14 protein-coding genes and 1 tRNA gene are annotated in these 16,001 nt (G+C 37.0%); 1 reads left to right on the plus strand and 14 read right to left on the minus strand.

Going from position 1 to position 16,001, the window contains the following annotated elements; genetic code table 11:
* Nucleotides 1-89: 89 nt before the first annotated feature.
* The 10 genes from rnr to NSS71_RS14245 all read right to left on the minus strand — a co-directional run bounded on the left by rnr (nt 90) and on the right by NSS71_RS14245 (nt 11,692).
* Nucleotides 90-2,381, minus strand: a complete 2,292-nt coding sequence (gene rnr, locus NSS71_RS14200; protein WP_373694335.1) for a ribonuclease R — start codon at nt 2,379-2,381, stop codon at nt 90-92.
* A 66-nt stretch (nt 2,382-2,447) separates the two neighbouring features.
* Nucleotides 2,448-3,191: an alpha/beta hydrolase gene (locus tag NSS71_RS14205; protein WP_047943789.1), complete on the minus strand. Its 744-nt coding sequence runs from the start codon at nt 3,189-3,191 to the stop codon at nt 2,448-2,450.
* Nucleotides 3,192-3,436: 245 nt separating this feature from the next.
* Entirely contained in the window at nt 3,437-3,670 is a 234-nt protein-coding gene (gene secG / locus NSS71_RS14210) for a preprotein translocase subunit SecG (protein WP_031540682.1), read from the minus strand.
* Nucleotides 3,671-4,025: 355 nt separating this feature from the next.
* Nucleotides 4,026-5,321, minus strand: a complete 1,296-nt coding sequence (gene eno / locus NSS71_RS14215; protein ID WP_047943788.1) for a phosphopyruvate hydratase — start codon at nt 5,319-5,321, stop codon at nt 4,026-4,028.
* A gap of 25 nt (nt 5,322-5,346) precedes the next feature.
* Entirely contained in the window at nt 5,347-6,882 is a 1,536-nt protein-coding gene (gene gpmI / locus NSS71_RS14220) for a 2,3-bisphosphoglycerate-independent phosphoglycerate mutase (RefSeq protein WP_047943787.1), read from the minus strand.
* On the minus strand, nt 6,875-7,636 hold the full coding sequence (tpiA, locus tag NSS71_RS14225; RefSeq protein ID WP_047943786.1) for a triose-phosphate isomerase: 762 nt from the start codon (nt 7,634-7,636) through the stop codon (nt 6,875-6,877). The genes gpmI and tpiA overlap by 8 nt, the downstream gene beginning before the upstream one ends.
* Nucleotides 7,637-7,670: 34 nt before the next feature.
* Nucleotides 7,671-8,855, minus strand: a complete 1,185-nt coding sequence (locus NSS71_RS14230; protein ID WP_047943785.1) for a phosphoglycerate kinase — start codon at nt 8,853-8,855, stop codon at nt 7,671-7,673.
* A gap of 112 nt (nt 8,856-8,967) precedes the next feature.
* Entirely contained in the window at nt 8,968-9,978 is a 1,011-nt protein-coding gene (gene gap / locus NSS71_RS14235) for a type I glyceraldehyde-3-phosphate dehydrogenase (protein WP_047943784.1), read from the minus strand.
* Nucleotides 9,979-10,032: 54 nt separating this feature from the next.
* Nucleotides 10,033-11,049 carry a sugar-binding transcriptional regulator gene (locus tag NSS71_RS14240; RefSeq protein ID WP_047943783.1) on the minus strand — a complete coding sequence of 339 codons (1,017 nt, stop codon included), beginning with the start codon at nt 11,047-11,049 and terminating at the stop codon, nt 10,033-10,035.
* 571 nt (nt 11,050-11,620) lie between these two features.
* Nucleotides 11,621-11,692, minus strand: a tRNA-Arg gene (locus tag NSS71_RS14245).
* Nucleotides 11,693-12,011: 319 nt separating this feature from the next.
* Here NSS71_RS14245 and clpP point away from each other — a divergent pair.
* On the plus strand, nt 12,012-12,614 hold the full coding sequence (clpP, locus tag NSS71_RS14250; RefSeq protein ID WP_047943782.1) for an ATP-dependent Clp endopeptidase proteolytic subunit ClpP: 603 nt from the start codon (nt 12,012-12,014) through the stop codon (nt 12,612-12,614).
* Between the two features lie 127 nt (nt 12,615-12,741).
* On the opposite strand, the gene NSS71_RS14255 is transcribed toward clpP, so the two are convergent.
* From NSS71_RS14255 to rapZ, 4 genes are all read right to left on the minus strand, one after another.
* On the minus strand, nt 12,742-12,990 hold the full coding sequence (locus NSS71_RS14255) for an HPr family phosphocarrier protein (RefSeq protein WP_047943781.1): 249 nt from the start codon (nt 12,988-12,990) through the stop codon (nt 12,742-12,744).
* 173 nt (nt 12,991-13,163) lie between these two features.
* Entirely contained in the window at nt 13,164-14,108 is a 945-nt protein-coding gene (gene whiA, locus NSS71_RS14260; RefSeq protein ID WP_047943780.1) for a DNA-binding protein WhiA, read from the minus strand.
* Between the two features lie 66 nt (nt 14,109-14,174).
* The gene (locus NSS71_RS14265; RefSeq protein ID WP_047943779.1) at nt 14,175-15,131 is read right to left on the minus strand and encodes a gluconeogenesis factor YvcK family protein; all 957 of its coding nucleotides are present in this window, start codon (nt 15,129-15,131) and stop codon (nt 14,175-14,177) included.
* Nucleotides 15,128-16,000 (minus strand): RNase adapter RapZ, encoded by an 873-nt coding sequence (gene rapZ / locus NSS71_RS14270; protein WP_047943778.1) that lies wholly within the window; start codon nt 15,998-16,000, stop codon nt 15,128-15,130. The genes NSS71_RS14265 and rapZ overlap by 4 nt, the downstream gene beginning before the upstream one ends.
* Nucleotide 16,001 lies beyond the last annotated feature (1 nt).

Here is a 16,001-nt window from a genome sequence, read left to right on the forward strand (position 1 = left end):
ATCAAAAGAACGCTTAATATACAAACATCCTCTGCATGTGGCTTCTTCATCCAAAAGAAACCACATGCATAAATGCATCTATTTATCTCTTAGCGTTTCTTTTTCTTTCTCTTTGCTTTTGGAGCATTCTCGAAGTGTTTTCTATCATTCTTTCCTTTACGTCTTGATTCACCTGTTTTTCCTTTACGATCCGTATCTCTATCTGATTTGCCTTTACGCGGGGCACGAGAGACACTGCCAGTAGAAAATACCTTCCCTTCTTTCTTCGGATCTCTGCGGCGTGTTCCCTTCATTCCAACTATTTCAAAGTCAATGGCACGTTCCTCTTTGTTAACATTCACAACGCGAACAGTAATTTCGTCTCCAATACGGAAAACCTTCCCTGTTCGCTCGCCAATCATAGCAAAATGACGCTCATCATAACGATAGTAATCATCCGTCATATAGCTTACATGGACAAGTCCTTCAATCGTATTCGTAAGTTCCACAAACATACCAAAATTCGTAACAGAACTAATAATACCATCATATTCTTCGCCAATTTTATCAAGCATGTACTCTGATTTTTTCAGTTCATCCGTTTCACGTTCTGCTTCTACTGATCTTCTTTCCATACTAGAGGAGTGCTCAGCAATTTCTGTTAGGCGGCTGTTCCACTTTTCTTGTGTAGCAGAACTAATATCTCCTTCAATTAAATACGTACGAATTAAACGATGTACGATTAAATCCGGATACCGTCTAATCGGCGATGTAAAATGCGTATAAAATTCTGTTGATAAACCAAAATGCCCTAAGCTTTCTGGATAGTATTTAGCTTGCTGCATGGAGCGCAGCATGACAGTCGAAATGACCATCTCTTCAGGAGTTCCCTGTACTGACTCAATAATTTCTTGTAACGCTCTTGGATGAACAGAGTTCGCTGTACCTTTCACGATATAACCAAAGTTTGTAATAAACTCGAAAAATCTTCTCAGCTTTTCCTCTTTTGGATCTTCATGAATACGGTAAATAAATGGAACCTGCATCCAATGAAAATGTTCCGCAACTGTTTCGTTGGCAACAAGCATAAACTCTTCAATTAGTTTTTCTGCGACAGAACGTTCTCTTAAAATAACATCCTGTGGCTTTCCATCTTCATCTACAATTACTTTAGATTCTTTAAAGTCAAAATCAATGGCACCACGAGTCATCCGTTTTTTGCGCAGGATGGCTGCTAGCTCCTCCATTCGTTCAAACATCGGGACAAGACCTTCATACTTGGCTCTCAACTCTTCATCTTTATCATGTAGAATCGAGTTCACATCCGCATATGTCATACGTTCCGTTGTTTTAATGACACTTTGAAAAATTTCATGTGAAACTACTTCTCCCTCAGGCGAAATTTCCATCTCACAGGAAAGAGTTAAGCGATCAACCTTGGGATTTAAGGAACAAATTCCATTAGATAAACGGTGCGGAATCATTGGAATAACACGGTCAACTAAATAGACGCTAGTACCTCTCTCCTCGGCTTCTACATCTATTGGTGAGTTTTCCGTTACATAGTAAGAAACATCTGCAATATGAACTCCTAATTTATAATTACCGTTCCCTAACATCGTGACTGTAACGGCATCATCCAAATCTTTCGCATCTGCCCCATCAATCGTGACAATAGTTTCATTGCGCAAATCACGTCTATTGGCAATTTCCTTTTCATCAATCGTATCTGGTGCACTATTCGCTTGTTCTAACACGTTATCTGGAAAGGCAAGAGGTAATCCATGCTTATGAATTACCGATAAAATATCGACACCAGGGTCATTTTTATGTCCTAGTATTTTAACAACTTCTCCCTCAGCATTCTTTCTGCCTTCAGGGTAAGAAGTTAATTTTACGACAACCTTATGACCTTCTATTGCCCCTTTTGTGCTGCCTTTTGGAATAAAAATATCTGTCGCGATTTTTTTGTCATCAGGGATCACAAAGCCAAAATGCTTGCTCTCTGAATATGTACCAACAATTTGCTGTACGCCTCTTTCAATAATTCGTACAATCGTTCCTTCTCTTCTTTGTCCAGAGCTTTCAGAAGTGACACGTGCTAATACAATATCACCATTTAACGCAGTTTTAACTTCATTTGGCGGGATAAAAATGTCATCCATGCCTTGTTCTTCAGGAATAACAAAAGCAAATCCTTTTGCATGACCAGCTAATTTCCCCCGAATAAGGTTCATCTTCTCTGGAAGTCCATAGCGATTGCTTCTTGTCCGAACAACTAGCCCCTTCTCTTCCATCTGTACAAGTGCCTTGACAAAATCTTTAAAGTGAGAAGAATCCTCTATTCCGAAAGCTTCCTCTAGCTCTTGCACGGTTAGTGGTTTATATGCTTCATCTTTCATATAAGTTAATAGCTTCTCGACATTTTCCTTAATTATATCTTCCAAACAAAAAACCTCCTTTACATCTTATTCATTCCAATCTAGTTTTTCTAAAAACTGATAGAAATCTTCAAAAACTTTTTCTTTTTCTTTATCATGTGTAATAACATGTCCAGAGTTTTCATACCATTTAATATCTTTTTGAATCGATTCCACTTCTTCATATATGATATTCGCACTATTTGTATCAATCATTTGATCATGTCGTGCCTGAATAACAAAAACTGGTGAATAAATAAGATCAACCGATTCTCTTACTTCTTTGATTAAATTTTGTAATTCCTTTAATGTATTCATTGGCTTAAATTGAGCCATTTCCTGCTCAATAACTTCTTCTGATTTCTTCTCTCGCTGCTTATAATTACGAGCATATTCAAGTACGCCTTCATACATAACATCTTCACTTTTAATGTACATTGGAGCACACATAGTTACGATACCCTTTACAGGTACAGTGTAACCTAATTTAAGGGAAAATACCCCTCCTAAAGAAAGACCTCCGACGGCAATTTCTTCAAACCCCATCTCCTTTAAATGCTGGTATCCTTCCGTGACATCCTTCCACCAATCCTTTGGACCGTATTCCACTAATTCCTCTGGCGGTACCCCATGACCTTTATATAAAGGTACATAGCAAGTGTAGCCCTTTGTATTTAAATATCTGCCAAGTAAGCGTACATCTGATGTATTTCCCGTAAAGCCATGCAATAAAAGCACTGCACGTTTATTATCTCCTTTAAAGGTTAATGGTTTCTGTTCTACTATTTTCATTAGATAAACGCTCCTTTGTCTTATTATTTTCTCCTTCGCCCTATTCTATAATATAAAGTGACCAATTTATTCGAAAAAGAACTATCCTTTTATTTTAGTAAAAAAGAAAAGAAAGAATCCAGTGATATGATTACACCTTCCTATAGCTCCTTATAAATCTTATTTATGTACAACTCCACTTGTTTTCCGAAAAAAAACCTGACCTTTCTTGGCCAGGTTTTTTTCATCTATACCGAATTTCGTTATTATAGATCAAAATAACTAACTGCAATCGTTAAGACAAAGAATAAAATTGCTAAAACGATTGTTGCATTGTGAAGGATTAATTCTAAACCACGTGCTTTTTGTTTACCAAATAACTGCTCTGCACCACCAGAAATTGCTCCAGATAGTCCAGCACTCTTACCATTTTGAAGAAGTACTACTACGATTAATGCAATCGCAACGATAATCAATAAAGTAATCAAAACTGTGTGTATCATATCAAACACCTCCATTAAAACCAACCTACATTAATTTAAATGTATCATATTTTATGTTTTGTCACAATAGTATGTCGCCTCTTTGTCATAATAATTAGTAGAATACACTTTGGGATAGTAGATAATGATTGAGAAGTCTCTTAAAAAGGATATAGGTATTTCGTTTTTATGTCTGTTATGTTTACGAGTAGAGAGAATGACTCTCTGTTCCCTTCTTCAGGTATCCAGCTAGCTAATGGATACTCTATCTCTCCTAACAAAAGCACATTCTCAACTATAACAAAAACACTCTAGCTTAAAGGAAAACTCCTAAAGCTAGAGTGTTTATCAAGTTAAGACAGGCTTAACTTCCTTATTTTTTAAGGTTGTAGAAAGATTTAAGACCATCGTATACTGCTAACTCGCCAAGCTCGTCTTCGATGCGAAGAAGTTGGTTGTATTTAGCGATACGGTCTGTACGAGATAATGAACCAGTTTTGATTTGACCAGCGTTTGTAGCAACCGCGATGTCAGCGATTGTAGCATCTTCTGTTTCACCAGAACGGTGAGAAACTACTGCTGTGTAACCAGCACGTTTAGCCATTTCGATAGCTTCAAAAGTTTCAGTTAAAGTACCAATTTGGTTAACTTTGATAAGGATTGAGTTTGCAATTCCTTTTTCGATACCTTCAGCTAATTTTTTCGTGTTTGTAACGAATAAATCGTCACCTACTAGTTGTACTTTAGAACCGATACGGTCAGTTAATAATTTGTGACCTTCCCAGTCGTTTTCATCTAAACCATCTTCAATTGAGATGATTGGGAATTCGTTAACTAATTCTTCGTAGAAGCTTACTAATTCTTCAGAAGTTAAACCAGTACGGCCTTCTCCTGCAAGATCGTATTTACCAGTTTCTTTGTTGTAGAACTCAGAAGAAGCAACGTCCATACCTAAGAATACATCTTTACCAGGCTCGTATCCAGCTTTTTTGATTGCTTCGATGATTACTTCTAATGCTTCACGGTTAGAACCAAGGTTTGGAGCGAATCCACCTTCGTCACCTACAGCAGTGTTTAAACCTTTTGCATGTAAAACTGCTTTTAATGCATGGAATACTTCAGCACCAGTACGTAGAGCTTCTTTGAAAGTTGGAGCTCCTACTGGTAAGATCATGAATTCTTGGAAATCAACGTTGTTATCAGCATGAGAACCACCGTTGATGATGTTCATCATTGGAGTTGGTAATTGCTTCGCGTTGAATCCACCAAGGTAACGGTATAATGGAAGACCTACTACTTCAGCAGCAGCATGTGCAACAGCCATAGATACACCTAGGATTGCGTTAGCACCTAATTTACCTTTGTTTTCTGTACCATCAAGTTCGATCATTGTTCTGTCGATTCCAACTTGATCTGTAACGTCCATACCGATAATTGCTTCAGCAATTACTTCGTTTACGTTTTCTACTGCTTTAAGAACACCTTTACCAAGGTAACGAGATTTGTCACCATCGCGTAATTCAACTGCTTCGTATTCACCAGTTGAAGCACCAGATGGAACTAGTGCACGACCAAAGAATCCTGATTCAGTTAATACTTCTACTTCTACTGTTGGGTTACCACGTGAATCTAATACTTCACGAGCATATACTTGTTGAATATAAGGCATAATTTTTCTCTCCTTTTAAAATATCTTATTTTTTAATAATAGATGTTCCAGTCATTTCTGCTGGCTTTTCTACACCTAATAAATCTAACATTGTAGGAGCTAAATCTCCTAAAATACCATCTGTACGTAATTCAGCATTTTTATCTGTTACGATAACAGGTACTGGATTTGTTGTATGTGCTGTCATTGGTTTTCCTTCAAGTGTTACCACTTCATCAGAGTTACCATGGTCAGCAGTGATAATAGCTTTACCACCTTTTTGTTCAATTAAAGTGATAATTTTTCCTAAACATTCATCCACTGTTTCAATCGCTTTGATTGTTGGTTCAAGCATTCCGGAGTGCCCAACCATATCAGGGTTTGCGAAGTTTAGAATAATTGCATCAAAATTATCTGCTTCAATTTCCTTCAATAGCGCATCTGTTACTTCATATGCGCTCATTTCAGGTTTTAAATCATAAGTTGCTACTTTTGGTGAATTGATCAAAATACGTTTTTCACCAGGGAACTCTGCTTCACGTCCACCGCTCATAAAGAATGTAACATGTGGATATTTTTCCGTTTCCGCAATACGAAGCTGAGTCAAGCCATTTTGTGCAAGAACTTCCCCTAAAGTGTTATCAAGGTTTGTTGGCTTGAATGCAACATACCCGTTTACTGTTTCACTAAAATGAGTTAAACATACAAAGTAAAGATTTTTTGGATGTTTTTCTCCACGATCAAATGAACGGAAGTCCTCATTTGTGAATGTATTTGAGATTTGAATAGCACGGTCAGGACGGAAGTTATAAAAAATTACAGCATCTTCATCTTCAATCGTTGCAACTGGTTCGCCGTTCTCTTTTGTGATAACAGATGGAAGCACGAACTCATCAAAGATTCCGTTATTGTAATTATCCTCCACTACCTGTAATGGATCGGAATATGCTGGTCCTTCTCCATATACCATTGCGCGGTATGATTTTTCTACTCGGTCCCAACGCTTATCTCTATCCATAGAATAGTAGCGTCCAGAAATAGTAGCAAATTCGCCTACACCGTATTCAGCGATTTTTTCTTGTGTAGCTTTAATGTATTTTTCAGCAGTCTTTTGACCGACGTCTCGACCATCTAAGATACCGTGAATGTATACATTTTCTACTCCCTCTTCTTTAGCTAATCGAAGAAGTGCAAACATATGCTCAATGTGGCTATGAACTCCACCATCGGATAATAATCCGAATAAATGAAGATTTTTGCCTTTTTCTTTTACATGCTTAATTGCATTAACAAAAGTTTCGTTTTTGTAAAATTCGCCTTCTCTTATAGACAGATTCACTCTTGTTAAACTTTGATATACGATCCGGCCGGCACCGATATTCAAATGTCCAACTTCAGAGTTACCCATTTGTCCTTCTGGAAGACCAACAGCTTCCCCGCTGGCTACTAAAGTAGCATGAGGATAAGAATTCCAATATTTATCGAAATTAGGCTTATTTGCTTGTGCTACTGCATTACCCATGCGTTCGCTTCTTAAAGCAAAACCATCTAAAATGATTAAAGCTACTGGAGATTTACTCATTCTTACCTGCCTCCAATAAAGCTAAAAAGCTTTGAGCTTCTAGGCTAGCTCCGCCTACTAATGCTCCGTCAATATCTGGCTGCGCCATATATTCTTTAATGTTTTCAGGCTTAACGCTGCCACCGTATTGGATACGGATTTCTTCTGCAACTTCTGGTGAAAATTGTTCACTTACTACTTTACGAATATGTGCACATACTTCGTTTGCATCTGCAGAAGTAGAAGATTTACCTGTTCCAATTGCCCAGATTGGCTCATATGCAACAACTGTTGCTTTTGCTTGTTCTGGAGTTAAACCATTAAGTGCTTTTGTTACTTGAGTTGCAACAAAGTCATTTGTTTCGCCATTTTCTCTTTGCTCTAGTGTTTCCCCACAGCAAACAATTGGAGTTAAACCATTTTCAAATGCAGCGATTGTCTTTTTGTTAACAGACTCATCTGTTTCATTAAAGAACTCACGACGCTCTGAATGTCCAAGTACTACATATTTTGCACCGATATTTTCTAATGCAACTGGGCTGATTTCTCCAGTGAATGCACCATTTTTTTCGAAATGCATATTTTGTGCACCGATTTTTACATCTGTGCCATCAGTTAATTCTACTAATTGTCCTAAAAATAACGCAGGCGCACAAACAACTGTATCCACTTTTTCACTTGATGGAACAGATGCTTTTACTTCTTGGATAAACTCAACAGCTTCAGGAAGTGTTTTGTTCATTTTCCAGTTACCTGCAATAATTGGTTTGCGCATGTTAAACATCCTTTCATGCATATCTATAAAGATATTATTTGTCGTTTAAAGCCACTACACCTGGAAGTTCTTTACCTTCCATAAATTCTAATGAAGCACCGCCGCCAGTAGAAATATGACTCATCTTATCTGCTAAATCAAATTTCTCAACTGCTGCTGCAGAATCTCCACCACCAATTACTGAATATGTATCTTGAGATTCAGCAAGTGCTTCAGCTACTGCTTTTGTACCATTTGCAAATGCATCTAATTCGAACACACCCATTGGTCCATTCCAAATTACTAATTTAGAATTTTTAATAACATCTGCATAGATTTCACGTGTTTTAGGTCCGATATCTAATGCTTCCCAATCAGCTGGGATTTCTTCGATAGAAACAGCTTTGATGTTTGCATCATTTGAGAAATCATCTGCAACGATAACATCAACAGGCATATAGAATTTAACGCCTTTTTCTTTTGCCTTTTCCATATAAGATTTAGCAAGATCGATTTTATCTTCTTCTAATAAAGATTTACCAATTTCATGGCCAAGAGATTTAACAAAAGTATAAGCTAAGCCTCCGCCGATAATTAAGTTATCTACTTTATCAAGAAGGTTATCAATTACACCAATTTTATCCTTAACTTTCGCTCCCCCAATGATTGCTGTGAACGGACGGTCAGGATTGGATAAAGCTTTGCCAAGAACATCTAGTTCTTTTTGCATTAATAATCCAGATACTGCTGGAATATAATGAGCAATTCCTTCTGTTGAAGCATGGGCACGGTGTGCAGCACCAAATGCATCATTTACAAATACATCTGCAAGCTCTGCATATTGTTTTGCTAATTCTGCATCATTTTTTTCTTCACCAGCATTGAAACGTACGTTTTCAAGAAGGATTACATCCCCTTCTGATAACTTGCTGATTTGTGCTTTAACAGCTTCACCATATGACTCATCTGCTTTCGCAACTTCTTTCCCTAGTAATTCAGAAAGGCGTTTTGCAACAGGAGTTAAACGCAGCTCCTCTACAACTTCACCTTTTGGACGTCCTAAGTGACTTGCTAGAATAACAATTGCACCACTCTCAACTAATTCCTTAATTGTTGGAAGTGCTGCTTGAATTCTTGTTTCGTCCGTAATTTGTTGATCTTTCATCGGTACGTTGAAGTCAACACGAACAAATACTTTTTTCCCTTTTAAATCAATATCACGAATTGTTTTCTTGTTCATTATAGGTACCCTCCACTGCATATTTTTAAAATAGCGGAAACAAAGTTGTTTCCGCTGTTAGATTAAAGGGGGTGCTTATTAACTCGCACATAATTCCATTTATAAAGGGAAATTATTTTGTTGCAAGTTGTGCAAAGTGCTTAACAGTTCTAACTAATTGGTTAGTGTAAGACATTTCGTTGTCATACCAAGCAACTGTTTTAACAAGTTGTTGATCACCAACAGTGATAACTTTTGTTTGAGTTGCATCGAATAATGAACCGTAGCTAATTCCGATAATATCAGAAGAAACAAGCTCTTCTTCAGTGTAACCAAAAGATTCGTTAGCAGCTTCTTTCATTGCAGCGTTGATTTCTTCAACTGTAACTTTTTTATCAAGAACAGTTACAAGCTCTGTTAATGAACCAGTTTTAACTGGAACACGTTGAGCAGCTCCGTCTAATTTACCTTGTAGTTCAGGTAATACTAAACCGATTGCTTTTGCAGCACCAGTTGAGTTAGGAATAATGTTTTCAGCAGCTGCACGAGCACGACGGAAGTCACCTTTTGGATGTGGAGCATCTAAAGTGTTTTGGTCGCCAGTGTAAGCATGGATTGTAGTCATTAAACCAGATACGATACCGTATTTATTTTGAAGAACTTGTGCCATTGGAGCAAGACAGTTAGTAGTACAAGAAGCACCAGAGATAACTGTTTCAGTTCCATCAAGAACATCATGGTTAACATTGTAAACAACTGTTTTCATTTCACCAGTTGCTGGAGCAGAGATAACTACATTTTTAGCACCTGCTTGAATGTGAGCTTCTGCTTTTTCTTTTGTTGTGAAGAAACCAGTAGATTCGATAACTGTATCTACACCAAGTTCTCCCCATTTAAGATCAGCTGGGTTTCTTTCAGCAGTTGTAACAACTTTTTGACCATTTACTAAGAAGTAACCTTCGTGTACTTCGATTTCACCTTGGAAAGTTCCTTGAGATGAATCATATTTTAAAAGATGTGCTAGCATTTTAGTATCAGTTAAATCATTGATTGCAACCACTTCTAATTCTGGGTTTTCCATGATTTTTCTGAATGCTAAACGTCCGATACGTCCAAAACCGTTAATACCTACTTTTACTGTCATTGTAAATTTCCTCCTCTAATTTTAAGAGTATTAAATATATAAAGGGATTTCCCATTATATCAACTTTTTTGCGGCTCCTTCATCTGTTATTAAAATAGTTGAAGTTGGTGCTTCTTTTAGATAAGCACGAATAGCCTTTGACTTCGATGCTCCACCTGCTACTGCGATGATATTAGGTACAGTAGATAAGTCTTCCAGTCTAAGGCCAATTGTTTGAACCTTGTGGACAACTTCTCCATCTTCATTAAAATAGTACCCAAATGCTTCGCCAACAGCTTCTGCATTTTTAATCTTTTCTAGATCACTTTTGCTGGTATTTCTGCGATTCGCCATTGTAAGCGCCTCGCCAATGCCGTGAACTAAAAGATTTGCGGAACGAATGAGTTTTAATACTTCGCTTATACGAGGATCTGTGGAAATGCTTTTGTACATTTCTTCGCTGACCTCATCAGGAGCGTATAAAACTCGATGTTTAGATGCAGTATGATCTGCCATCATGGAACAAATTGTATTTGCCTGATTTTTAACATCTTCTCCTATTCCACCACGTGCAGGGACAAATAATAATTCTCCATCTGCAATACTAGGTGTCAGTGCCTCTGCAACAGAGGACATAGTAGTCCCACCATTAACTGCGATGATATTATTTCCCTTTAGAAGAGATTTCATACAATTTGCTGTGGCAAGTCCTAATTCTTTTTTTACCCATGGAGAGTGATCACTGTCCCCAGCTACAATGATAACTCGGTTAATACCTAGTTTTCTTTGCAGCAGCTGCTCCATTTCGTTAATACCCGTTACTTCTCTCATTACACTGGAAAGACTTTCCAACACCTCTTCCCCTATCGAAGTGACTGTCATGCCGATGTTTGAAATATGTATAAGCTGCTGATCCTTTAAAAACTCGACTTCACTTCTCAAGACTCTTTCGGTCAGTCCTAGGCTCACTGCCAGACTTCTTCTTCCGACAGGCTGCATATTCTTGATATACTGCAGAATATAGTACCTTTTTTGCATAACTGTAAGTAAATCTGGTAATAATCTTTTTTGAATCTCAATAAATGAAACCATGCTTTTGATGCGCTCCTTCACTTACAGTGGTCGTCAGAAGTCCCACATAGACATTTTCCGTCCCGGGTACTACAAAAAAATAATTCCTTGCTACAAGAACAATTCTAACACCAGTATAGTATGAATTCAACTGATAAGTGTCTATTTTTTGTTAAATTTGGCGAAAAAGTGTCGTTCTATCTTTTCATATTATTTGGAAAAAACTAATTATTATTCATGTTATTGATTTGTTAAGAAAATATACCTTTAAATATGCTTTCTTTATAAGAAAAGCCTTCATTTACTATACTAATCATTTTATGAGAATAACTTTCATCATGATACGAAATCGGATAAAGTTTGGTTATTTTAGCAGTAACGCTGAGGATTAGCCACAAATTAGAGTTTTCAGCCTTAATTATGGGAATATCATCCATACTTCTGATTTATCTGCAAAACCAAAAAGGGTAGAATATTAATAAGGAATGGATAAATCTGAAAAGAGCGTTAACTGATTGAAAAAAGAGTCTATCTAAATAATTGGATGAATACCCCCAAAAATTTAGATAAACCCTTTTACAGGAATGCTTAGCACCCTCGGAGGGAATCGAACCCCCATTTTAAGAACCGGAATCTTACGTGCTATCCGTTGCACCACGAGGGCATTATGTTAAAGTTACGCTTTCATATTATAAGCGAACTTTCCGTTTATTGCAATAGAAGATGTTTAAAAAAAGGTGCAGTGGGTATCATGGAGAAAGGATTGTAACCGGAATAAAGGGATGGTATTTGATAATAGCTTTCTATATCTCCAATAATGAAAAAGATGTCGAATGATATTTTCAGGGAATCAAGCTTTAACGTTTGACCTTAATTGACCATCCGTGTATCATTAGGAATACATACAGTTTAGATGTTATGCATCTTTCTGAAGAAACAAATACTTATGCTTTACGAACAGATATTAAAAAGGAGGATTTTAAATGAATTTAATTCCTACAGTTATTGAGCAAACAAATAGAGGAGAACGTGCTTACGATATCTACTCTCGTTTATTAAAAGACCGTATTATTATGCTTGGCAGTGCTATCGATGATAATGTTGCTAACTCTATCGTATCACAGCTTTTATTCTTAGAAACAGAAAATCCAGAAAAAGATGTATCTATTTATATCAACAGCCCTGGTGGAAGCATCACTGCAGGTATGGCAATTTATGATACAATGCAGTATATTAAGCCGGATGTCCAAACAATTTGTATTGGTATGGCTGCTTCTATGGGTGCATTCTTACTTGCTGCTGGTGCAAAAGGTAAACGTTATGCATTGCCTAATAGTGAAGTGATGATTCACCAACCACTTGGCGGAGCACAAGGTCAAGCAACTGAAATTGAGATTGCTGCTAAACGTATCTTATTCCTACGCGATAAATTAAACGGTATTTTATCTGAGCGAACTGGTCAACCAATGGAGGTAATCGCAAGAGATACAGAACGCGATAACTTTATGACTGCTGAAAGAGCAAAAGAATATGGTTTAGTTGACCATGTTATCAGTCGTAATTCTCTTGAAGACAAGAAAAATTAATAAAAGAACTCTTAATAATTAAAAAAGGTCGTTCCAAATTAGATTTCTATAGATGATATCCTCTATAAAATCTTCCTATTTGGAACAGCCTTTTTTATTAGGAGAGTATTCTACATATTAAACAGCTTTACTTTAATAATCCTTTTAAATTCTGAAGCGCTTCCACTTCATCGCTGCCATCAACTATTAATTTTATTGTTGCTCCTGAATGAATGGCTAAACCCATTATCCCCATGATACTCTTTGCATTCACTCTTCTTCCATCTTTTTCAATAAACACTTCAGATAAATAGTTACTTGCCTCTTGAACAAATAAAGCTGCGGGTCGTGCTTGAAGTCCAGATTTTAAGTCCACTGTAATCTCTTGCTCTACCATCGAACATCCTCCCCTTCATCAATGTAGTAATAATATCTATTATACAAGGAAAAGGAAATTTTTGCTCGATTCACCTCCAATAATATTCAGTTTAGAATAATTTTTCTGATAATAATTCTAAAAAATAAAAATGGATAATATATATCGTTTACTTGATATATTATCCATTCTTATTAATTGACTTTTTCTCCACGACGAAGTGCATCGGCAATTTCATCTATTTTTCTTAGACGGTGATTGATGCCAGATTTACTGATATTACCAGATGACACCATTTCTCCTAATTCTTTTAAAGTTACATCTTGATAGGCAACTCGAAGTTCTGCAATTTCTCTAAGTTTATCAGGTAGAATTTGTAAGCCAACTGTTTTATCAATATAACGAATATTCTCAACCTGTCGTAATGCAGCCCCGATTGTCTTATTTAAATTAGCCGTCTCGCAATTGACTAAGCGGTTAACTGAATTTCTCATATCTCTCACAATTCGAATGTCTTCAAAACGAAGAAGTGCTCCATGGGCTCCGATAATATTAAGAAATTCGGTGATTTTTTCTGCTTCCTTTAAATAAGCAATAAAACCTTTTTTTCTTTCTAGCGTCTTGCTTTTTAATCCAAATGTATTCATTAAATCACTGAGCGCGATAATATGTTCTTTATATAAAGAAGCAATTTCCAAATGGTATGAAGAAGTTTCTGGGTTATTAACCGAACCTCCTGCTAGAAAGGCTCCGCGTAAATAAGATCGTTTACAGCATTTTTTCTTAATTAGGTCTGGTGAGATTTCATGAGTAAACACAAAACCTTCTTTAAGTATACTCAGTTCCTCAAGCACTTCTTTGCCCTGATTAGAAATGCGCACAATATAGACATTGTTCTTTTTTAAACGCATTTTTTTGCGGACTAATAGTTCAACCGGGATATCAAAATATCTTTTTATTAGAGTATAAATTCTTCTTGCGATAGCTGCATTCTCTGTCTGGATATTTACAACTAGCCTCTGGTTAGAAAAGGAAAGTGTCCCATTCATTTGAATTAGTGCTGATAATTCTGCTTTTCCACAACAATTTTTGGCTTCAATTGTTGTTAATTCTTTTTTAGTTTCTGAAGCAAAAGACATGTCCTTCCCCCCTTATAGACTCGGAGCATATTTTTCCAATACCTTGTCTAAAAAGTTACTCTTCCTTCAATCAATAATTGAATAGAGAATTTTCGCCACTTCTAGTGTGTTATGGCGAATAACACCTTGATCAAGCTTAATGATATCACCAGCTATTACATCCAAATCCATCCGTTCCAGCCGATTAATATCAAAAACTACAGGCTTTGCTTTTTCTTCATCATATCTTTGTTGTATATTTGCAGGAATATTCGTTTTGTTCACGATTATTGTATCAATAAATGGCTTTTCTACATGTTCATATAATGCTTTCACATGATCACTCGCCGTATAATCGGATGTTTCTCCTGCTTGTGTCATTATATTGCACACATAAACTTTTTTTGCTTTCGCTTCTCGGACTGCCTCTTTGATTTCTGGAACTACTAAGTTTGGCAAGATACTAGTGTATAAGCTTCCAGGCCCCATCACAATTAAGTCGGCTTGCTCGATAGCATGTATCGTTTCAGGAAGCGGCTCAGAATCTTCGGGAGTAAGGAAAACTTTCTTTATCTTTTTCCCAGCCTCCGGAATATTAGATTCTCCCACTACTACCGTTCCATCTTCCATTACCGCATTTAAGATAACACTATGACTAGTCGCAGGTAATACTTTACCACGAACATTAAGTACTTTGCTCATTTCTTGAATCGCATAGGTAAAATTACCAGTAATGGAAGTCATGGCAGCTAAGATTAAATTACCTAATGAATGTCCATCTAAATCCTTGCTATTCGTGAAGCGATGTTGAAACATTTCCTCCACTAAGGGCTCGACATCCGATAACGCGGCTAACACATTACGAACGTCTCCAGGAGCAGGGATATCGAGGTCCTCTCTTAACCTTCCAGAGCTTCCTCCGTCATCGGCTACTGTTACGATTGCCGTTATATCTACTGGATACTTTTTCAATCCACGCAGAAGCACAGAAAGGCCAGTTCCTCCTCCGATGATTACAATTCTTGGCTGTTCCTTTTCACTCATGCCTGTTGGTCCTTTCTCCTCTCCATATCACGGTGAGCAATAGCAATATTATATTCTTTTTCAAAATGATGGCCGATATACTCAGCTAATGCAACAGATCGATGCTGTCCCCCGGTACAGCCAATCGCAATAACAAGCTGCGATTTTCCTTCTCTCTTATATTGGGGCAGCATAAATGTTAATAAATCAATGACTTTTTCTAAAAATTGGCCTGTTTCCGTCCATTTCAATACATAACTAGATACCTCTACATCTAATCCAGTTTTTGGTCTCATATGCTCAACGTAATGAGGGTTTGGTAAAAAACGCACATCAAATACTAAATCCGCATCAATAGGAAGTCCATGTTTAAATCCAAAACTCATCACATTTACAGTAAAGATAGATTGTTTATTAACAGAGAATTCTTTTAAAATCTTTTCGCGTAGTTCTCTCGGAGAGCTTTGTGATGTATTATAAATAATTTGTGCTCTCCCTTTGAGTTCTTCTAACAATTCTCGTTCCAATTTAATTCCTTCTAAAGGAAGCCCAGCCGGTGCAAGGGGATGAACTCTTCTAGTCTCCTTATATCTTCTAACAAGGGCGCTGTCATCAGCGTCAAGAAAAAGAATCTTGGGAACAACCCAGGAAGTTGCCAAATCATCTAATGCAGTAAACAAATCATCAAAAAATTCTCTCCCCCGCAAATCCATCCCAAGAGCAACCTTATTCATCTTATTCTCCGACTCTTTCATAAGTTCGAGAAACTTAGGTAAAAGTGTAGGTGGTAAGTTGTCCACACAAAAAAAACCTAAGTCTTCAAAGCTTTGAATAACAACTGTCTTTCCTGCTCCTGACATTCCTGTGATGATTACGACTTGTGGTTCCATT

Origin of the sequence: Niallia sp. FSL W8-0951, assembly GCF_038006525.1 — a bacterium.
GTDB lineage: Bacteria > Bacillota > Bacilli > Bacillales > Cytobacillaceae > Niallia > Niallia circulans.

Bases quoted from the DNA above. Each gene is read 5' to 3' on its own strand.
- rnr (WP_373694335.1), bottom strand. From the start codon at position 2,381: ATGAAAGATGAAGCATATAAACCACTAACCGTGCAAGAGCTAGAGGAA.
- NSS71_RS14205 (WP_047943789.1), bottom strand. From the start codon at position 3,191: ATGAAAATAGTAGAACAGAAACCATTAACCTTTAAAGGAGATAATAAA.
- eno (WP_047943788.1), bottom strand. From the start codon at position 5,321: ATGCCTTATATTCAACAAGTATATGCTCGTGAAGTATTAGATTCACGT.
- gpmI (WP_047943787.1), bottom strand. From the start codon at position 6,882: ATGAGTAAATCTCCAGTAGCTTTAATCATTTTAGATGGTTTTGCTTTA.
- tpiA (WP_047943786.1), bottom strand. From the start codon at position 7,636: ATGCGCAAACCAATTATTGCAGGTAACTGGAAAATGAACAAAACACTT.
- NSS71_RS14230 (WP_047943785.1), bottom strand. From the start codon at position 8,855: ATGAACAAGAAAACAATTCGTGATATTGATTTAAAAGGGAAAAAAGTA.
- gap (WP_047943784.1), bottom strand. From the start codon at position 9,978: ATGACAGTAAAAGTAGGTATTAACGGTTTTGGACGTATCGGACGTTTA.
- NSS71_RS14240 (WP_047943783.1), bottom strand. From the start codon at position 11,049: ATGGTTTCATTTATTGAGATTCAAAAAAGATTATTACCAGATTTACTT.
- clpP (WP_047943782.1), top strand. From the start codon at position 12,012: ATGAATTTAATTCCTACAGTTATTGAGCAAACAAATAGAGGAGAACGT.
- NSS71_RS14255 (WP_047943781.1), bottom strand. From the start codon at position 12,990: ATGGTAGAGCAAGAGATTACAGTGGACTTAAAATCTGGACTTCAAGCA.
- whiA (WP_047943780.1), bottom strand. From the start codon at position 14,108: ATGTCTTTTGCTTCAGAAACTAAAAAAGAATTAACAACAATTGAAGCC.
- NSS71_RS14265 (WP_047943779.1), bottom strand. From the start codon at position 15,131: ATGAGTGAAAAGGAACAGCCAAGAATTGTAATCATCGGAGGAGGAACT.
- rapZ (WP_047943778.1), bottom strand. From the start codon at position 16,000: ATGGAACCACAAGTCGTAATCATCACAGGAATGTCAGGAGCAGGAAAG.